Source organism: Nocardioides oceani, assembly GCF_030412965.1.
Classification (GTDB): Bacteria; Actinomycetota; Actinomycetes; order Propionibacteriales; family Nocardioidaceae; genus Nocardioides; species Nocardioides oceani.
On record NZ_JAUHJQ010000008.1, the window covers coordinates 75,463 to 93,250 of the forward strand.

The window sequence follows — 17,788 nt, forward strand, 5'->3', positions numbered from 1 at the left end:
GATGAACCGCGAACCCGCCCTCACCGTCGGCACCGTCACCGCCGCGGTCACTGCCGTCCTCGCCCTCCTCGTCGCGTTCGGCCTCGACCTCACCAGCGAGCAGCAGGCAGCCATCCTCGGCGTCGTCGGCGTCCTCGCGCCGATCGTCGCCACGGTCATCACCCGGACCAAGGTCAGCCCCGCCAACACCGTCGTCGCGCAGCGCACCGCCGACGGGACCGTCATCGCCGGCGAGGGCGCGGTCGTCACCGCCGGCATCCCCGTCGACGTCACCGTCCGGCGCTAGCTGATGTCACGCGCCGCCCGGCGCGTGCTGCTCCTCGGGCTCAGCTCGCTCGCCCTCGTCGCACTCGACTTCGCCGTCCACCACGGCAACCCCTTCAACCACTGACCCCGCGAGGAGACCACCGTGGCCCGACACCTCTTCGGCGGCCGAGCATCCGACTCGCTCGCCACCCTCTACCCCATCGGCAACGCAGCCGTCTTCGCGCCGCCTCGCCAGACCGTCACCCTCGAGGTCTGGGACCGGCCCGAGGCCGACGGAGGCGTCCAGCTCACCGACCTCCGCGCGGCCGACGGCACCACGGCCGTCACCGCCGTGGTGGTTCCAGCCGAGGCGCACGGCCAGATCCCCTCCTTTTACGGCCCCGACGGCGTCTTCGAGGTCTGGCTGCGCGACCCCGAGGGCGACTTCTACCGCCTGCCGGCCGACAGCGGCGACGCCGCCCAGGCTGCGTCGACCGCGCTCGCGCAGGTCGAGACCGCCCGGACGGACGTCGAGGCCATGCGCGACCAGGTGCAGGCCGTCGTCATTGAGGACCTCGCCACCAGCGACGGGCAGATGGCCGCCCTCGTGCGCGTCCCCTCCAGCCAGACCGGGCTGGCGATCGCCGCCGAGTTCGACGAGCGCGCGCCCTACGACTCCGGCTGGATCACCATCGGCTACCCCGGGACCACCGAGACCTGGACCGGCCCCGACGGCACCGTCCGGCCCGTCCCGGTCTTCCGGAACAACTGGCACCACCAGGACCCGGTCCTCGTGCCCGTGCAGGTCCGTCGCACCGGCAACGAGGTCCGGTTCCGCGGCTGGCTCAAGCGGACCACCGGAGACGCCGACGACCCGGTCGCCACCACGATCCCCGAGGACGAGGTCATCATCGACGGGCTCGCCGACCTGGTGCACCCGACCCGCGGCTACTCGCTCAACGCGCCCTCCGGCGCCTGGGGCAAGACGCAGGCCTCGATCCTCATCAGCCGGGTCGGCGCCGCTGACACGCTGCGGTACGCCGACGGCGCCGGGGAGTTCCTCTCCCTCGACCCGATCCGGTTCCGGGTCGTCAACGACGCCGGTGACGAGGAGTCCGCCGACTGGGCTGACGGCGTCGTCTCCTCAGCGGCGCAGGCCGCGGCCACCGCGGTGCTCGCCGCCGGCGAGGCGACCACCGCAGCGGAGACCGTCGACGAGGCCGCGGCGCAGGTCGAGACGGCCCGCGCAGCGACCGAGCAGGCCCGCGACGAGGCGCTCGCGCACGTCGAGCCGCTGACCGCGCCGGCCAACGCCCAAGTCGCCTCGTACATCGAGCTCGACGGCGCAACGAAGTCCGCGCTTACCGCCTCGTTTGCGCGAAACGTCTCGCCCGACGGCACCAACGGCTACCCGCCCCCGACGGGAGTCGGCACCGAGCTGATCTTCGTCAACGGACAACTCGACGACATCCACCTGAACGGGGTGAGTGCCTGATGGGCGCCTTTGATGACTGGCGCGGCAAGCGCAACCGCGTCTTCTTCCCGCCGCGCGACGTGCCCAACGTGCTCGCCTGGTTCGAGGGAGACAAGATCGCTGGAGCCGGCGGCGCGAACGTCGTCAAGTGGTCGGCCACCGCCGGCGGCTTTCCCCTACTCCTGCTGGCGAACACACCTGCCGCACCGACCTTACTGACCGGCGTCGCGAACGGACGGCGAGCGGTCCGCTTCGGCGCCGGCGCCCGCCTGGCCTCAACCTCAGGGTTTGGGGTCGCCGGTCCGCTCACCCCCAGTACAGGCCCCGTGGGCGCGCCGCTCACGCACGCCTTCGTCTTCCGCGTCAGCAGTGACTTCGCGATCACCAGCCCCACGGCGATCTTCTTCCAGTTCGGCAACCAGCGAGTCCGCTTCGCCGGCGCCGGGAAGACCCTCTACTTGACAGGCTCGGCAGGCGAGAACGTCAACGGCCCCGAACTCACAGACGGCTCGTGGCACGTCGGCGTGGTCACCTTCAACGGCCCGAACGGCGCCGCCTGCTACATCGACGGCTACCTCACTAGCCTCGTCGCTGCTCCCGGCGCCGTCATCGCCGCCACCGCTTACGAGTGCGGCATCGTCGGCGGCGACGTCACTGCTGGCCACGTTGATCTTGGCGAGATGATCACCGCCCAGATGGCCCCTGCGCCCAACCTCATCAGCGACCTGACCGCCGCCCTGGCGGAGAAGTGGGGCCTGTCATGACCCTCGGCACGCAGGGAGCAGAAGTCTCCTACATTGACGACGCCTCGGGCGTCCAGGCCATGCGTTACTGGCTGCCCCCCTCTGATCGGCTCGGCGAGCCCCGCCCGCTGGTCGTCTACTGCCACCAGGCCGGCGGCAACCACCAGATCAACCCGACGTACTGGGCGTATCCCTTAATCCACGCTGCCGTGCAGGAAGGCTGGATCGTCGCCGCCTCGAACCTGCATGGCGACGGCTGGGGCAACGCCACCCAGATGAGCGACATTGCTGCGCTGGTCGCACAGATCAGCGCCATCAATCCGGTGTCGAAGGTGCTTCTGGCGGGGGCGTCGATGGGTGGCCTGTCGTGCGCGAACTGCCACGGTCGTGACGTCCTGGCGGCCGGCCTCATCAGGGGTGTCTATGTCATCGACGCCGTGCTCGACCTCAACTGGGCCTACCAGCAGACCGCCTACCGCGCGTCGATCAACACCGCCTACGCCGTCACTGCCAGCACGCTAACGGGAGCAGTGGCGGTTGGCGCGACGTCGCTTCCGACCGCTGGCGCCTTCCCCGTGGTCGGCACCCAGCTACAAGTCGGCGCCGGCACCGCGAACGTCGAGACCGTGATCACCACCGGGGCCAGCAACGGCACCTCCGTGGCCGTCACGGCGACTACCAAGACTCACGCCTCCGGCGACGCCGTCTCCGACTTCCCGACCAAGAGTGCCGGCTTCGATCCGATGCAGCGGCCCATCTCAGACCTCACTGACGTCCGGTGGCGGTTCTTGGCCTCCACTGCCGACACGAACGTCTTGAAGTCGGCCAACACGGACCCATTCGCCGCCAGGATCGCCGCAGCTCCAGAGGAGGGTGTCGTTACGCACAACAGCTCGACGCACACCCAGGTTTCGTACCCGGCGGACTTCATCGCGTTCGCGAAGCGATGCGGGCTTTAGAGGGCCTCGTCGGCCTGCGGCAAGGATCTTCGCGAAGCACTCTGGCGGGAAAGACCTGATCGGTACCCGCGCCGCCGAGCAGCCGCAGCACACCGCCCCACCACCGCACAGGCTGCGGCGGTGGGGCGGTTCTCGGCGTTTCTAAGCACCGCTCTTGAACGTCTGGACCACCGGACGTACTCTCGGCGGCCCAAGTAAAGACAGCGGCCCCCGCGGTGCGGGAACACCACGAGGGCCGGGCCACCCCTGAGCACACAGGAGCAACCCATGACGCACGCTACCCTTCCGCTGCCCGCCGCCGGCACGGACGAGCTGACGATGGCCATCATCAGCTACCTCGGCCGCGCAAGAAGCGCGAACACCTTCAAGCTGTACAAGTACCACCTCGGCCTGTTCATCGACTGGTGCAAGGCCCACGGCTTCCACCCGCTGCACGACGTTCAGCGCACGCACATCGAGTTCTACGTCCGCCACCTCATCGAAGAGCGCGGCCTCAAGGCCTCCTCGGTCCACACGGCCATGACACCGGTCAAGGGCTTCTACGACTTCGCGGTCTGGGACCGCCGCATCACCTTCGACCCGGCCCGCCGCGTGGCGCTTCCGAAGGTCGAGCACACCAAGAAGGAGATCGTCGCCCAGCGCGAGCTCAACCTGTTCCTCGAGGTCGCCAAGGAGACCAGCCCCCGGCACCACTGCCTCGTCGCGTTCCTTTCCTCGATGGCGCTGCGCATCAGCGAGGCCGCCAGCCTCCGGTTCGAGAACTTCACCGGCTACGAGCGCGGCATGCCGACCATCACGTTCACCGAGAAGGGCGGCGGCACCCGCACGACGCCCGTGCCCATGCCGCTGCTGCCCGTCCTCGAGCGCGTCCGCAACGGCCGCGACGAGGGCCCGATCATCACCCAGCGCGACGGCGTCTCACCGCTCACCCGCCACGGCGCCACCGGCCTGGTCGAGACGGTCAACCGCCGCGCGATGAAGCAGGGCCTGACCCGGCACATCAACCCGCACCTCCTACGCGCCATGGCGATCACCGAGGCGTTCAACATGAACATGTCCGTCCGCGACGTCCAGGAGTTCGCCCGCCACGCCGACCCGCGCACCACCAGCCGGCACTACGACCTCGGGCACGTCAACACCTACCGCCACCCGGTCCACCAGGTGGCGGCGCGGCTGGCCGTCTAGAGATCCGGAGGCCAGGCGGCGGCGGCCGCGGCGAGCGCTCAGGCCGGCTCGCCGCGGACCTCGTCGCGGCGGCGGCCGCCGGCCACGAGGAGAACCGCCCCGGGGACGAGCACGGCCGCGCCTAGAAGCACAAGGCTGACGGTCCGCCGCGTACCCAGCGCGTCGTCGCACAGCCGCTGTCGTAGGCGGACGCTGGCGGCGTCGCCGACTGCCCCGAGCTCGAGGAAGTCGTCGACCAGCTCGTCGCTCTGGTCCGACTTCCACTCCGGACTGAGCCACGTTCCGCAGGTGGCGCCCTGCGGGAATGTGGGCAGGAAGGTCGCCGCGATAGCGCCGGCGAGAAGGAGCACGGCCAGGGCCGCGGCGAGCCGCTGGGGCATGGTCATGCCGCTCAGCGTAAGGCTGGTCGCCCGCCTGGGCCGGTGACCGATAACAGACATTATCCGTTTCGACGGTCCGCGTGTCGCGAGAAACCGGGGGCAGCGCGTGGCACCTTGGACGTCATGATCACCTTCACGTGACCGCGACCGGCCACGGCTCCTGGCCTCCCGGAACCGTCGCCGCCGTCAAGCACACCGCCGGCGCCGAGGGCGTCGCTGTGCTCACCGAGGCCAACCGCTGGGCGTGCGCGTTCGGCGATGGCCACTTCCACGCCGCTGACCCTGTCCAGGTTCGGCCGCTGCTGCTGATCGACCCCGAGGACGAGGTCCAGGTCGAGCAGCTCATCCGCGCCCTCACCGACATGGTCCCTCAGCGGGTCGTCGCGCCAGTAGGCGCTGGCCACGGCACGGGCGTCACTCCATTGAGTGACTCGTGGTGGGTGTCAGCGACCCAGCAGGCACTTCGGTCGCTGCTGCCCGCTCCGCTGGAGCCGGTTCTGCCGGGGGCCGTGGTCCGTGACCTCAACGGTCACACCCATGTCCGCGCCCCGCGCGACGACGGCCGCCCCTGGGTCGGGTCGGACGGGAAGTGGCGCGCGTGGGCGGACGTCCTGGCGCACGACGTGCTCAGCCCTGGCATCGACATCGAGGCCGACCAGTGACCGCCTCGTCCGCCGCCGCGCCGATCGACGCGACCCCGCGGCACATCCAGGTCGAGCTGATCCGCGCCGTCGCCGGTGCGCGGTTCCCGCGGCACGCGCTGCCGGAGATCGCGCACCGCTTCCACCTCACGCTCCAGGTGGTGCAGCGCATCGTCGAGCGCGCCGGCTACCCGGACACGGAGCGGATGCTGGCCAAGGCCCGCGAGCTCGAGGAGGCCGCCCACCGCCCACCGCCCGGAGAGGCGCCGTCGAACGACGACGCCGTCGACGAACTGCCGGCGGAAGGCCGCCTGGCCACGGTCAGGGTCGGCGACGTCCACCCGGACCCGGACAACCCTCGCGACCGGCTCGAGGGCATCGAGGAGCTCGCGGAGTCCATCACCGGCGTCGGCCTGCTCCAGCCGATCGTCGTGCGCCGGCACGCGGGCCGGCTGGTCATCCTCGCCGGCCACCGCCGGCACGCCGCCCTCAAGCTGCTCGGCTGGTCCGAGGTGCCGGTCATCATCAAGCCGGACATGGCGCCCGACCATGTCCTCGCCGCGATGCTCGTCGAGAACGGCCAGCGCGCCGGCCTCGACCCGATCGAGGAGGCGCGCGCGCTCAAGCGGCTCGAGACCGACCACGGCACCCGGACCCACACCCAGCTCGCCTCGCTGATCGGCCGCACCCAGGTGCACGTCTCCGGTCGCCTCGCGCTGCTCGACCTGCCGCCCGCCGACCAGGACGCGATCCGCGCCGGCGAGCTCAACCTCGGCGACGGCATCCGCCGCGGCCGGCTCGCCGCCGGGAAGGTCCGCAAGCCCGGCTCCACCGGATCCCCGCACCTCGGCGTCGAGCACGACCTGGCCAGCAAGGTCCGCGCCCGCTGCCGCCGCCTGAACCACAAGTCGCGCGGCCGGAACTCGGTCGGCGGCGTCGGCTGCGGCGAGTGCTGGGAGTCGGTCATCCGCGCCGACGAGCGCCAGGCGCTCCACCAACACTCCGCGCGCACCAGCCGGTGCGCGCTGTGCGGCCAGGCCCATGACCCCGACCGGACCGAGCCGTGACCCGACCGGCCGCGACGCTCCGCGGCCCCGAGCAGAGGAACCCGAGCACGATGAAGTTCATCAAGCGCCCCGTCGAGATCGAGGCCATGCGGCTCGGCTGGGACACGTGGAACGAGGTGTGCAGCTTCGTCGGCGTCGGCGATGGTCCCGACCAGCCCCGGGGCCGGTACGTCCGGCAGGTCGCCGGCGACGGGCACGAACGCACCGTGCGGGTCGCCGACGAGCCGTTCGAGGGCTCCGTCCTCGGACTCGAGCTACCGCCGGCCGTCACCCTCCACAGCTCGCCGCTGATCGTGCTGGAGGGCGAGTGGGTCGTCCGCGGCGTCCAGGGCGAGTTCTACCCGTGCCGGGCCGACATCTTCGAGGAGAGCTACGCGCCGGCGCCCGAGCGACCGCAGCTCAAGAACACGTGCGTGCACTGCGGCACGTCGTGGACGGCACCGGTCGCCGCGTGCCCGACGTGCCCGCCGACAACGGCGGCGCTCGGCGGGCTCACCGCTGCGCAGGTCACCGGGCTCGAGCGGCTGACGGCCGCGGCGACCATCACGGTCCCTCGGCCGCACGTCCTGTACGGGCCCGAGGGCATGCCGGTCGACCAGGCGGACGCCCGCTACCTGCGCGACGCGGCGCGGAACGTCGAGCACGCCCGCTGCCTCGGCTCCAACCTCACCGCGACCGTCACGAAGCTGCTCAACGACGCGGCCGACGCTCTGGACGGCCGCTCCGATGGCTGACCCCCGGCTCAAGGTGCTGGTCCCCGTCCTCGACACGACCCCCTACCGGGAGACGCTGGCCGCGGTGCTGGAGTTCGTCAGCCGGTGGACCATCACCCGCGGCCAGCTGCGGCTCGTCGACGAGCCCCACCCCCGCGCGCTGCCGATCGACGGCCAGGCCTACCACCGCAGACGACGGGCGCGCCGGCGAAGGGCACGCCGATGACCGCCGGGGCGACACCGCGGGTGGAGACCCTGCTCGCGGCCGCACGCGAGCTCGGCCCGCTCAAGCCCGCCGAGCGGCCGCACCGCGTCACCGCCGGCCAGGACCTCGCCGAGTGGTACGCCGCCGCATTCGGCACCACCGTCGCCGAGGCGTCACAGCTCGTCGACTGGCACGTCGAGCGGGGGCAGCAGTGACGTCCGGGGCCCCTCCGGTGGAGGAGTGGATCACCGAGTGGGCTGTCGAGGTCACCTGGGCGGACTGGAGAGCCGCTGGCGCGAAGGGACCGACGTCGCAGTACGGGCCGTTCGAGCACGAGTCCCAGCGCGACCTGTTCCTCGCCACTCAGCGCCGGGACCGCGCCGTAGCGGCCACGCGCGTCCTCACGCGCCGGGCCGCCTACACCGCCTGGACGCCGACCTCAGCCGTCGAGGAGACCTCCGAGGCCGAACGGCAGCGCCTGCTCGCCGAGGTGTACGAGCAGATCACCGGCGCGGTCCACCCGCACCCACCAGAGCGGGACGAGCGCTCGTGACCGGCCTGCTCGCCCGGTTCCTCAACCGGCTGCTCGGCGCGCGCTGCGCGCTGGGATGCGGCCTACGGGTGTTTCCCGCCGACGTCGCGATGCACGCGCACATCGAGCACGCCGGAGACGTCCAATGACCGCGGTCGAGTGGCGCACCATCCCGGGCACGAAGGCGCGGTGTCGCCGCTGTGGCGCGACCGTGGTGTGGGCGAAGACCCAGGCCCGGGCGGGCGGTCCCGGCGGGAAGCCGATGCCGGTGGACCCAGTCGAGCACCCCGACGGAAACGTCGCGCTCGACCCGGTCCGCCCGGGCCGGCTGTACGCCCGCGTCCTCGGCACCGGGGAGACCGCGCAGCGCCCGCTGGAGTACCTGGCCATGCCGCACTTCGCGACCTGCGGGGCGGGCCGGTGACCGCGCCGCGCGACGTCGAGAACCGCCGGTGGAAACTCCGCGGGTGGACGAAGGACGACGACAAGGACCGCCCCTCGCACGAGTCGACTTGCAACGGCGACAGCGCCCTCGACCTCGCTGCGAAGCGGCTCGAGGCCCGGGCAGACATCGTGCGGATCACCGCGAGGCTCGCATGAGCGCCCGCGAGCAGACCGCCGACCTCCTGGCCCGGCTCCGACGGCACTACATCAAGCCGGGCGACGCCTTCCCTGGCGGCGTGTTCGTGCCCGAGTGCGGCATCAACGGCAACGGCCGCCAGTCGCGCGCCGATGCGCTCTACGTCGGCTTCACCTCCGCGTCCGGCCGAGTGCTCGTCGGCCACGAGATCAAGGTGTCCCGACCCGACTGGCGACGCGAGCTCGACAAGGCCGGGAAGGCCGACTTCTGGGCTGACAACTGCCACGAGTGGTGGATCGTCGCGGCCGGACCCGACGTTGTGCCCGTCGCCGAGGTCCCCGCCCAGTGGGGTCTGATGTACCCGGGCCGCGGGACCCGGATGGAGATCGCGAAACGGGCCGCACACTGGCCCGACCGCCAGCCCGCCTGGGACGCCGTCCGGTCCATCCTCGCGCGCCTCGACACCCTCCGCGTCCAGGAACAGGCCGCGACCCGGGCCGAACTGGAGGAGAAGATCCGGGCCGAGCTCAAGCAGCGCGCCGCACAGCGCCAGCAGGACCGCGAACGCGGCGAGCTGCCGGCCGACGTCCGCCGCCGCCTCGACACGCTCGACCGGCTGGAGAACCTGCTCGGGTCCCGCGTCGGACTGTGGCTCGACGACCACGACCACATCGACCCGGCCACCGCCGTCGCCGCGCTCAGGGTCGCGGAGACCGCCACGGCGATCACCGAACCCAGTCGCGCCGCGCGGTACGCCCAGGACCACCTGCGCCGCGCCGCCGACAGCCTCCTCGCGGGCCTCGACGATTTCACCGGCGCGCTCGCCGACCTGCAGCAGCTCACCACGGAGCGCAGCGCGTGACCGCTCCCCCGACGTTCTCCACGAGCGGACTCGACCCGATGGCCACGCTCTGGCTCGAGCACATGACCCGCGAGCGCGTGCCCGCGAACACCGTCAAGGCCCGCCTCAGCGTGCTGCGGTCGGTCGGCAACCCCGGCACCGCCACCCGGGAGGAGGTCGAGGCGTGGTGGGCGACCAGGTCCCACCTCAAGGAGACCACCCGGTCAGCCAACCTCGCGCACCTCCGCTCGTTCTACCGGTGGGCGGCGCGCTGGGACCACCGCGCCGACGACCCCACCCTCCGCCTCGACGCTCCGAAGATCCCGACCGCGCTGCCTCACCCCGCCTCCCGTGCGGAGGTGATGAAGCTCCTCGACACCCTCGAGGGCGAGCTGCGCCGCGCCGTCGCGCTAGGCGCGTTCGGCGGGATGCGGGTCGCCGAGGCCGCGGTCGCCGACTGGGCCGACATCGACCTCGAGAGCCGCCGGATCCGCGTGCACGGCAAGGGCCAGAAGGAGCGGCTGATCGCGCTGTCGCCCACGCTGTACGACGCGATCGGCCCACCCTGCCCGGGAGACCGCGGCAACATCGTCACGGCCGGTGGCGAGCCGTACACCCCCGACGTGCTGCAGCGGAAGGTGAACCGGGCGATCAAGGCTGCCGACGTCGACGGCACCTTCCACTGGCTGCGACACCGCGCGGCCACGGTCGGCCTGGCCGCGACCAACGGCAACCTGCTCGCCGTCGCCCGTTTCCTCGGCCACGAGAGTGTCGCGACGACGACCAGGTACGCGGCAACCAGCGACGAGGACCTCGACGTCATTGCTGAAGCCATCGCCCGCTAGCCCCCTCAGCGTCCGGCGGCCCTCGGGTGTGGCCACACCCGCCACTAGCGTCCCCGCCGTGCCGAACGCGCCCAAGACGCCCAAGCACGGCGTCCGCGTGCCGGAGGAACTGTGGCAGGCTGCGAAGCGGAAGGCTGGCGACCGAGGCGAGACGCTCACAGAGGTCATCATCCGAGCCCTGACGCGGTACGTGCGCGACTACGACGACTGACGAACGAGACCCCCTGCGCCTAGCACCCCCGGGCGGGCGACTCGGACGCGGTGCCCCGGGGAGTACCAGTCCCCGGGGCCCCGCCCCCGACCCAGGTGCGCCAAGTTCCCCCAACTCGGGCCCGGGAAGTACCAGTTCTCGGGACCGAAGGTGGCGGGCACGCTCAGGCGGCCGGCTGATCGGCCGGCGTGGTCGTCCAGCCCGGGGACAGAGTGCGGACCGCGGCGGCGCGTTCCTCCGACAGGACGTCCATGTACCGCATCGTCGTGTCGAGCGAGCTGTGCCTCATCAGCTCCTGGATGACCCGGGGCTGCACACCGTTCCGCGCCAGCGTCGTGCAGTACGTGTGCCTGAGCCTATGCACCGACCCCGACTCGATCCCGAGCTCGCGGAAGTGTGCCCGGACCTTGTTGCCGATCTGCGACTCGCTGATGTAGTCGCGGCGCGCCTGAACCGAGGGGAACCACCAGCCGGTCCGTGGGTACTCCTGCGCCAGCGCCCACAACGCGGGGTGCGTCGGCAGCTCGGCCTCCCGGCCGCCCTTCCCGAGAACGTAGAAGGTCGTCTCGCTCACGTGCTCGCCGCGGACCTTCGCGATCTCGTGACAGCGCAGCCCCAGCAGATACCCGAGAAGGAGCCACGTCCGAAGGTGCCCCTGCGCGGCGCTCATCGCCTCGTTCAGCGCATCCGCGGTGAGCGGCCGCGGCCGAGGAGCAGGGGTCGGCGGCGGCCGCATCTTCGAGACCGGCGATACTTCGATCTGCCCAGTCTCGACCATCCAGGCGTACACCGATCGCAGGTGCATCAGGTACGTCCGTCTCGTCCATCCGCGGTATCCGAGCAGCCACTCGACGACGAAGCTCGGAGGCAGGTCGAGCGTGCCCCACGCCTTGAGCCGGCGGCCGACGAACGCGACACGCTGGTCGACGGTGTTGCGACAAAGCCCGTGTTCCGTGAGCCAGGATTCGTAGGTTAAGAGGTCCATGCGCTCTTTACCTATCGGTGGCACGGCGCGCAGCGGCACGCCCCGACGGGCGAGATTGCCAGCTGCCCCGATTGGGTTAGACCCCGGCGCGCGGCCTGCGCTCATGCGGCGCCGAGCCTCTCCTCGAACAGCGGCCACACCATCGGCTCGACGGTCTCGACGGTCCCCCAGTCGGTGCGGGCCGATACGTGCAGCAGACATACCCGCGCGGGATCCTCGCCGTCGCGCCGGTCGACGACGTACTCCGCCTCGGCGCGGCACAGGCCGAACTCGCACCGCCGGAGATCCCCAGCGACCTGGCAGTGCTCGACGGAGCACTCGAGACAGTTGTGCGGAGGCACCTCACCCTGGCGGGCAACCGGTCCCCGAACGGGCTTCATGCACCAGCAGGTCTCGGCCGCGGCGTCCCCCCAGGACGTCGCCGCCACCCGCAGGTCGACGACCATCACGCGCTCCGCCCACGGAACATCAGCACGGAGGCCGCGGCGGCGCCGGGGACCTGATCAGCGATCCCCCGGGCACTGCGCGGCCGCCCCGCGAGCTCCACGACCTTCGTCCGCGGCCGCGCCGCCTGCGTCGCAGCACCGGCGCGCGAGGCTTCCGCGGCCTGCGCCAGGGCGCGTTCCTGCGCCGCCTCGCGGTACGCGCGGGCGCTTCGGAGCCGATCGATCAGCAGCGCCGAGGCGACCGGGAGCGTTTGCGACGTACCCATAGGTACGCCGAATGCGCCGGACGGCGCGCCCGGGAACGGCCCGGGAGCGGCTGGGCTCAGTCGTCCTCGAGGCGGAAGCCGACCTTGATGCCGACCTGGAAGTGCTCGACCGTCCCGTCCTTGACCTGGCCGCGGACCTGGGTCACCTCGAACCAGTCGAGGTGCCGCAGGGTGCGCGCAGCGCGCTCCACGCCGTTGCGGATGGCCTCGTCGATCCCGTCCGGCGAGGTGCCGACGATCTCGGTGACGCGGTACGTGCGGTTCGTCATGGTGAGCCTTCCGGTGGGACGCGTGGGAAGCGCACTCTAGCGACGTACGCTGGAGGACATGGCCCGCGACCAGCGCAGGGACCGCGACGACGCGGTTCGCATCACCACGGCGGCCTCCAGCCGCAACGCCGACATCGCCGCCCGCCAGCGGCGGTACCTGCTGTCGATGAGCATCCGCTCGATCTGCTTCGTGGGCGCCGTCGTGACGGCCCTCGCCGGGTGGGACCTGGTCTGGCCGTTCCTCATCGCCGGCGCGATCCTGCTGCCGTACGTCGCGGTCGTGCTGGCCAACGTGCAGGCCACGCGCAAGGAGGGGTTCGCGCTGCAGGACGCGGCGTACGGCGCCCCGCAGCTGGCCGTCGGCCCCCGCGAGCCGGAGGTCGGGCGCGCCGCGCGATGATCCTCGCGTGATGGAGCCCGACACCTGCTCGGCCAAGGGGTGCTCCGCCCCGGCCTCGTGGCAGCTGCAGTGGAACAACCCGAAGCTGCACACCCCCGACCGGCGCAAGGTGTGGCTGGCGTGCGATGTGCACCGCTCCACGCTCTCGGACTTCCTGGGCGCGCGCGGCTTCCTCAAGGACGTCGTCCCGCACGAGCCGGGGCCCACCCCGACGTAGGAAGCCGGGTAGGTCAGCCGCCGATGGCCGACATCGGCCGGTCCGGCTGCAGGAACGCCGGGTCGTCGATCCCGTGGCCGGCGCGCTTGCCGCGCATCGCCACGACCCAGCGGTCGGCGATCTCGTCGTCCGCGGCCCCCGACCGGAGCGCTGCCCGCAGGTCGGACTCCTCGCGGGCGAACAGGCAGTTGCGCACCTGGCCGTCCGCGGTCAGGCGGACGCGGTCGCAGTCGCCGCAGAACGGCCGGGTCACCGAGGCGATGACGCCGACGGTCCCGGGGCCGCCGTCGACGAGGAAGAGCTCCGCCGGCGCGCTGCCGCGGGGCTCCACGGCGGGGGTGAGCACGAAGTCGCGGGCCAGCGTCTCGAAGATTTCCTCGGCGGTGACCATGCCGGTGCGCGACCAGCCGTGCTGGGCGTCGAGCGGCATCTGCTCGATGAACCGCAGCTCGTAGCCGCGCTCGAGGCACCAGGCCAGCAGCTCGCCGGCCTGGTCGTCGTTGGTGCCGCGCAGCAGGACCGCGTTCACCTTGACCGGTCCGAGCCCGGCCGCCTGGGCGGCCTCGAGGCCGGCGACCACGTCGTGCAGCCGGTCGCGGCGGGTGATCGTGTGGAAGGTCTCGGCGCGGACGCTGTCGAGGCTGACGTTGACCCGGTCCAGCCCCGCGGCCGCGAGCTTGTCGGCGGTCCGGGCCAGGCCGAGCGCGTTGGTCGTGATGGACAGCTCGAGGTCGGGGCCGAGGGCGCGGGTCCGCTCGACGATCCCGACCAGCCCGCGGCGGACGAGGGGCTCGCCACCGGTGAAGCGCACCTCACGGATCCCGAGGTGCTGCACGCCGATCCCGATGAGCCGGACGACCTCGTCGTCGGTCAGGACCGAGTCGTCGGGCAGCCAGTCCAGGCCCTCGGCCGGCATGCAGTAGTTGCACCGCAGGTTGCACCGGTCGGTCAGCGAGACGCGCAGGTCCGTGGCCACGCGGCCGTACCGGTCCTCGAGGGGTCTCGTCGTCACCCCCGCAGTCTAGGCGGCGCACCCTGGGAGTCGAGGATCACGGCGACCGGGGCGTGGGTCGCGGTGGCCGCCCGGATAACCTCGAGAGGTGCGTCGGTTCCAGGTCCTGCTGAGTCGGCGCTGGGCGCTCTTCGCCGTCGCGATCGTCGTGGTCGCCTGGGCGACGTGGTGGCTGGGCAACTGGCAGTTCCACCGCCTCGACGAGCGCAAGGAGACCAACGCCGTCGTCGAGCGCAACGAGAACCTCGAGCCGGCCCCGGTCGCCGAGGTCCTCTCCCCCGGCGGCGACGTCGCCGAGGAGGACGAGTGGCGGGTGGTCACCGCCACCGGTGAGTACGCCGTCGAGGAGACCGTCATCGTGCGCTACCGCACCCGCGACGGGGCGTCCGGCATCGAGGTGGTCGTACCGCTGGTGACCGCCGACGGCACCGCCGTGGTCGTGGACCGCGGCTGGATGGCCTCGGACAACCGCGGCGGTGACGACACCGACGTCCCCGCGCCGCCGGCCGGCGAGGTGACCGTCACCGGGTACGTCCGCGCCGACGGCACCGGCGACAGCACCCGGGTCGTCGACGGCCGCACCCGCGCGGTGTCCAGCGAGGAGATCGGCGAGGCGATCGACCGTCCGACGTACGGCGGGTTCGTCGACCTGCGCTCGGAGGATCCGGCGCCCGCGGAGGCGCTCACGCCGCGCGAGCTGCCCGAGCAGGACAACGGGCCGCACTTCTTCTACGGCCTGCAGTGGTGGTTCTTCGGGCTGCTCGCCATCTTCGGGTTCTTCTACCTCGCCTACGACGAGCTCAAGCGGGGCCCGCACGGCCAGCGCGGCGGCAAGCGACCGCCGCGTCCGAAGGCCGACCCGCGCACCGGCAAGCGTCCCCCGCGCCCGCCGCGGGAGGCCGCGACCCGGGGCGCTCAGAGCGCGCGCAGCGCCCCGCCGTCGACCGGCAGCATCACGCCGGTGACGAAGGACGCCGCCGGCGAGAGCAGGAACGCCGCCGCACGGCCGAACTCCTCCGGCCGCCCGTAGCGCCGCAGCGGTATCGACGCCTCGGCCTGCGCGCGGACAGCGGCGGGGTCGCCGGCGCGAGCGTCCAGCTCGGCCACCCGGTCGGTCGCGACCCTTCCTGGCAGCAGCCCGTTGACGCGTACGCCGCGTGGCCCGACCTCGTCGGCCAGCGTCTTGGCGACCATCGCCAGGCCGGGGCGCAGCCCGTTGGAGAGGGCCAGCCCGGCCAAGGGCGACCGGACGCTCGAGGACAGCACCAGCGCGAGCGACCCGCCCTCGGGCAGCGCCCCGACGACAGCCCGGCAGATCCGGACCGCGCCGAGGAACACCGCGTCGAAGGCGTCGTGCCACTGGTCGTCGGTCGCCTCCAGCACCGACCCCGCCGGCGGGCCGCCGACGCTGACCAGCGCGCCGTCGAGCCGTCCGAAGGCGCGGTGGGCCGCCTCGACGAGCCGGGCGGGCGTCGCCGGGTCGGCGTTGTCGGCCACGACGGTCGCCGCCCGCTCCGGCCCGAGCGCCTCCCGGGCGGCCGCGAGCGTGTCCTCGGAGCGGCCCGACAGCACGACGCGAGCCCCCTCCTCGACGAGCACCTCCGCGGTCGCGCGACCGAGCCCACGGGCGCCACCGGTGACGAGGAGGACGCGGTCGGCCAGCTGCAGGTCCATCAGCGGCCCCGGCTCACGCGGGCACGTCCTCGACCAGCTGGGTCCGGTACAGATCGGCGTACAGCCCGCCCTGCGCCAGCAGCTGGGTGTGGGTGCCCGACTGGACGATCCGGCCGTCCTGCAGCACGAGGATGAGGTCGGCGTTGCGGACCGTGGAGAGCCGGTGGGCGATGACCAGCGAGGTGCGGCCGGCCAGCGCAGCATCGAGCGCCCGCTGGACGGCGACCTCGGAGCCGGAGTCGAGGTGGGCGGTGGCCTCGTCGAGCACCACGATCGAGGGAGCCTTGAGCAGCAGGCGGGCGATGGCCAGGCGCTGGCGCTCCCCGCCGGAGAGGCGGTAGCCGCGGTCCCCGACGACCGTGTCCAGCCCGTCGGGCAGGGCGCGGACCAGGGCGCCGACCTGGGCGGCCTCCAGGGCCTCCCAGACCTGCTCGTCGGTGGCACCGGGCCGGGCGTAGAGCAGGTTCGCCCGGATCGTGTCGTGGAACATGTGGGCGTCCTGGGTGACGTACCCGACGGCGTCCTCGAGCGACTGCAGGGTGACGTCACGGACGTCGTGCCCGCCGACGCGCACCGTTCCGCCGTCGACGTCGTAGAGCCGCGCGACCAGGTGCGTGACCGTCGTCTTGCCGGCGCCCGAGGGGCCGACCAGGGCGATCATCTGGCCGGCGTCGGCGACGAAGGAGATGTCGTGGAGCACCTGCCCGGACTCCCGCGACTCCACGCGGGCGACGGTCTCGAGCGACGCCAGGGAGACGTCGTCGGCACGGGGGTAGCTGAAGGAGACGTGGTCGAACTCCAGCCGCGACGCCGTCGGCGGCAGCGCGACCGCACCGTGCTTCTCGCGCACCAGCGAGGGCAGGTCGAGGACCTCGAAGACGCGCTCGAAGCTCACCAGCGCCGTCATCACGTCGATGCGGACGTTGGAGAGACCCTGCAGCGGGCCGAGCAGCCGCAGCAGCAGCGTGGCCAGGGCCAGGAGCGTGCCGACGGTGAGCGTGCCGTCGATGGCCAGCTGGCCGCCGACGCCGTACACCAGGGCCGTGGCCAGCGCCGGCACCAGCATCATCGAGGCGCCGAAGATGCGGGTGATCAGCGAGATCCGCACACCGAGGTCGCGGACGTTCGCCGCCTTCGTGGCGAACAGCGCGTCCTCCTCGCCGCGGCGGCCGAAGAGCTTGAGCAGCATCGCGCCGCCGACGTTGAACCGCTCGGTCATCACGTTGCCGAGGTCGGCGTTGCCGTCCATCTGCCGACGGGTCAGCCCGGCGAGCTTGGAGCTGACGAACCGGGAGACGCCGAAGAGGATCGGGAACATCGCCAGACACAGGAGGGTGACCTGCCAGCTCAGCGCGAACATCGCGACGCCCACGACCAGGACGGCGATCGTGTTCGACACGGTGCTGGACAGGGTGGAGGTGAACGCCCGCTGCGCGCCGATCACGTCGTTGTTGAGCCGCGAGACCAGCGCACCGGTCTGGGTGCGGGTGAAGAACGCGAGCGACTGCCGCTGGACGTGGCCGAAGACCTGGGTGCGGAGGTCGTAGATCAGGCCCTCCCCGATCCGGGAGGACAGCCACCCGCCGAGCACCGCGAGGAACGCGTTGACCACGGCGACGCCGGCCATCGCCAGCGCGATGACCGTGACCAGTCCCCCGTCGCCCTGCAGGATGCCGTCGTCGACGACCCGCTGCACCAGCAGCGGGGTCACCACGACCATCGCCGCGTCGATCACGGTCAGGACCAGGAAGACGGCGATGGTGCGCCGGTGCGGGCGGGCGAACCCCAGCACCCGGCGCAGCGTCGCGCCGGTGATCCGGTTGTCGACCACGCTGCGGTCGGACCTCAGGTGGCGCCACGCGGCGCCCGCGCCGTACATCCCCGACATCGCTGCTCC

The 17,788-nt window shown here is 72.3% G+C and carries 27 protein-coding genes; 20 read left to right on the forward strand and 7 right to left on the reverse strand.

The annotated features are described in order from the left end of the window. The first annotated feature begins 1 nt into the window (after position 1). From QWY28_RS17410 to QWY28_RS17430, 5 genes are all read left to right on the forward strand, one after another. Complete coding sequence (locus QWY28_RS17410; protein ID WP_300953841.1) at positions 2-286, forward strand: hypothetical protein; 285 nt, start codon at positions 2-4, stop codon at positions 284-286. Between the two features lie 123 nt (positions 287-409). Then, positions 410-1,741, forward strand: a complete 1,332-nt coding sequence (locus QWY28_RS17415; RefSeq protein WP_300953842.1) for a hypothetical protein — start codon at positions 410-412, stop codon at positions 1,739-1,741. Further along, positions 1,741-2,484 carry a hypothetical protein gene (locus tag QWY28_RS17420; RefSeq protein ID WP_300953843.1) on the forward strand — a complete coding sequence of 248 codons (744 nt, stop codon included), beginning with the start codon at positions 1,741-1,743 and terminating at the stop codon, positions 2,482-2,484. Before QWY28_RS17415 ends, QWY28_RS17420 begins: the two co-directional genes overlap by 1 nt. Beyond that, positions 2,481-3,422 (forward strand): alpha/beta hydrolase family protein, encoded by a 942-nt coding sequence (locus QWY28_RS17425; RefSeq protein WP_300953844.1) that lies wholly within the window; start codon positions 2,481-2,483, stop codon positions 3,420-3,422. Before QWY28_RS17420 ends, QWY28_RS17425 begins: the two co-directional genes overlap by 4 nt. A 267-nt stretch (positions 3,423-3,689) precedes the next feature. After that, on the forward strand, positions 3,690-4,607 hold the full coding sequence (locus QWY28_RS17430; RefSeq protein WP_300953845.1) for a tyrosine-type recombinase/integrase: 918 nt from the start codon (positions 3,690-3,692) through the stop codon (positions 4,605-4,607). Positions 4,608-4,645: 38 nt separating this feature from the next. Here QWY28_RS17430 and QWY28_RS17435 read toward each other — a convergent pair whose 3' ends face one another. Then, a complete protein-coding gene (locus tag QWY28_RS17435; protein WP_300953846.1) occupies positions 4,646-4,993 on the reverse strand; it encodes a hypothetical protein in 348 nt (115 codons plus the stop codon). Positions 4,994-5,124: 131 nt separating this feature from the next. On the opposite strand from QWY28_RS17435, the gene QWY28_RS17440 reads away from it, so the two are divergent. From QWY28_RS17440 to QWY28_RS17495, 12 genes are read left to right on the forward strand one after another with little or no spacing between them, the layout of a single operon-like run. Continuing rightward, positions 5,125-5,649 carry a hypothetical protein gene (locus QWY28_RS17440; RefSeq protein WP_300953847.1) on the forward strand — a complete coding sequence of 175 codons (525 nt, stop codon included), beginning with the start codon at positions 5,125-5,127 and terminating at the stop codon, positions 5,647-5,649. Then, positions 5,646-6,695 (forward strand): ParB/RepB/Spo0J family partition protein, encoded by a 1,050-nt coding sequence (locus QWY28_RS17445; protein WP_300953848.1) that lies wholly within the window; start codon positions 5,646-5,648, stop codon positions 6,693-6,695. Before QWY28_RS17440 ends, QWY28_RS17445 begins: the two co-directional genes overlap by 4 nt. Then, positions 6,692-7,429 (forward strand): hypothetical protein, encoded by a 738-nt coding sequence (locus QWY28_RS17450; protein ID WP_300953849.1) that lies wholly within the window; start codon positions 6,692-6,694, stop codon positions 7,427-7,429. The genes QWY28_RS17445 and QWY28_RS17450 overlap by 4 nt, the downstream gene beginning before the upstream one ends. Next, entirely contained in the window at positions 7,422-7,634 is a 213-nt protein-coding gene (locus tag QWY28_RS17455; RefSeq protein WP_300953850.1) for a hypothetical protein, read from the forward strand. The genes QWY28_RS17450 and QWY28_RS17455 overlap by 8 nt, the downstream gene beginning before the upstream one ends. Then, on the forward strand, positions 7,631-7,828 hold the full coding sequence (locus QWY28_RS17460; RefSeq protein ID WP_300953851.1) for a hypothetical protein: 198 nt from the start codon (positions 7,631-7,633) through the stop codon (positions 7,826-7,828). The genes QWY28_RS17455 and QWY28_RS17460 overlap by 4 nt, the downstream gene beginning before the upstream one ends. 17 nt (positions 7,829-7,845) lie before the next feature. Further along, positions 7,846-8,166, forward strand: coding sequence for a hypothetical protein (locus tag QWY28_RS17465; protein WP_300953852.1), 321 nt, complete (start codon positions 7,846-7,848; stop codon positions 8,164-8,166). Further along, entirely contained in the window at positions 8,163-8,294 is a 132-nt protein-coding gene (locus QWY28_RS17470; protein ID WP_300953853.1) for a hypothetical protein, read from the forward strand. Before QWY28_RS17465 ends, QWY28_RS17470 begins: the two co-directional genes overlap by 4 nt. Further along, a complete protein-coding gene (locus QWY28_RS17475; RefSeq protein ID WP_300953854.1) occupies positions 8,291-8,569 on the forward strand; it encodes a hypothetical protein in 279 nt (92 codons plus the stop codon). Before QWY28_RS17470 ends, QWY28_RS17475 begins: the two co-directional genes overlap by 4 nt. Continuing rightward, positions 8,566-8,745: a hypothetical protein gene (locus tag QWY28_RS17480; protein WP_300953855.1), complete on the forward strand. Its 180-nt coding sequence runs from the start codon at positions 8,566-8,568 to the stop codon at positions 8,743-8,745. Before QWY28_RS17475 ends, QWY28_RS17480 begins: the two co-directional genes overlap by 4 nt. After that, the gene (locus QWY28_RS17485; protein WP_300953856.1) at positions 8,742-9,587 is read left to right on the forward strand and encodes a hypothetical protein; all 846 of its coding nucleotides are present in this window, start codon (positions 8,742-8,744) and stop codon (positions 9,585-9,587) included. The genes QWY28_RS17480 and QWY28_RS17485 overlap by 4 nt, the downstream gene beginning before the upstream one ends. Beyond that, positions 9,584-10,411: a tyrosine-type recombinase/integrase gene (locus tag QWY28_RS17490; protein ID WP_300953857.1), complete on the forward strand. Its 828-nt coding sequence runs from the start codon at positions 9,584-9,586 to the stop codon at positions 10,409-10,411. Before QWY28_RS17485 ends, QWY28_RS17490 begins: the two co-directional genes overlap by 4 nt. A 58-nt stretch (positions 10,412-10,469) precedes the next feature. Continuing rightward, a complete protein-coding gene (locus QWY28_RS17495; protein ID WP_300953858.1) occupies positions 10,470-10,622 on the forward strand; it encodes a hypothetical protein in 153 nt (50 codons plus the stop codon). A 163-nt stretch (positions 10,623-10,785) separates the two neighbouring features. Here QWY28_RS17495 and QWY28_RS17500 read toward each other — a convergent pair whose 3' ends face one another. The 3 genes from QWY28_RS17500 to QWY28_RS17510 all read right to left on the reverse strand — a co-directional run bounded on the left by QWY28_RS17500 (position 10,786) and on the right by QWY28_RS17510 (position 12,588). After that, entirely contained in the window at positions 10,786-11,607 is an 822-nt protein-coding gene (locus QWY28_RS17500; protein ID WP_300953859.1) for a tyrosine-type recombinase/integrase, read from the reverse strand. A 101-nt stretch (positions 11,608-11,708) separates the two neighbouring features. Continuing rightward, a complete protein-coding gene (locus QWY28_RS17505) occupies positions 11,709-12,053 on the reverse strand; it encodes a hypothetical protein (protein ID WP_300953860.1) in 345 nt (114 codons plus the stop codon). 322 nt (positions 12,054-12,375) lie between these two features. Next, on the reverse strand, positions 12,376-12,588 hold the full coding sequence (locus QWY28_RS17510) for a dodecin (RefSeq protein WP_154611692.1): 213 nt from the start codon (positions 12,586-12,588) through the stop codon (positions 12,376-12,378). A 58-nt stretch (positions 12,589-12,646) separates the two neighbouring features. On the opposite strand from QWY28_RS17510, the gene QWY28_RS17515 reads away from it, so the two are divergent. Together QWY28_RS17515 and QWY28_RS17520 are read left to right on the forward strand one after the other, a co-directional pair. Continuing rightward, the gene (locus QWY28_RS17515) at positions 12,647-12,988 is read left to right on the forward strand and encodes a DUF3099 domain-containing protein (protein ID WP_300953861.1); all 342 of its coding nucleotides are present in this window, start codon (positions 12,647-12,649) and stop codon (positions 12,986-12,988) included. Positions 12,989-12,998: 10 nt separating this feature from the next. Further along, positions 12,999-13,205 (forward strand): acetone carboxylase, encoded by a 207-nt coding sequence (locus QWY28_RS17520; RefSeq protein ID WP_300953969.1) that lies wholly within the window; start codon positions 12,999-13,001, stop codon positions 13,203-13,205. Positions 13,206-13,218: 13 nt separating this feature from the next. On the opposite strand, the gene moaA is transcribed toward QWY28_RS17520, so the two are convergent. Then, a complete protein-coding gene (gene moaA, locus QWY28_RS17525) occupies positions 13,219-14,217 on the reverse strand; it encodes a GTP 3',8-cyclase MoaA (protein ID WP_300953863.1) in 999 nt (332 codons plus the stop codon). An 88-nt stretch (positions 14,218-14,305) separates the two neighbouring features. Here moaA and QWY28_RS17530 point away from each other — a divergent pair, with 88 nt between their 5' ends. Beyond that, the gene (locus tag QWY28_RS17530; RefSeq protein WP_300953864.1) at positions 14,306-15,247 is read left to right on the forward strand and encodes an SURF1 family cytochrome oxidase biogenesis protein; all 942 of its coding nucleotides are present in this window, start codon (positions 14,306-14,308) and stop codon (positions 15,245-15,247) included. Here the strand turns inward: QWY28_RS17530 and QWY28_RS17535 are convergent. After that, positions 15,133-15,891, reverse strand: coding sequence for an SDR family oxidoreductase (locus QWY28_RS17535; protein ID WP_300953865.1), 759 nt, complete (start codon positions 15,889-15,891; stop codon positions 15,133-15,135). The two genes, QWY28_RS17530 and QWY28_RS17535, sit on opposite strands and share 115 nt — an antisense overlap. Before the next feature lie 13 nt (positions 15,892-15,904). Continuing rightward, a complete protein-coding gene (locus tag QWY28_RS17540; protein WP_300953866.1) occupies positions 15,905-17,779 on the reverse strand; it encodes an ABC transporter ATP-binding protein in 1,875 nt (624 codons plus the stop codon). Positions 17,780-17,788 lie beyond the last annotated feature (9 nt).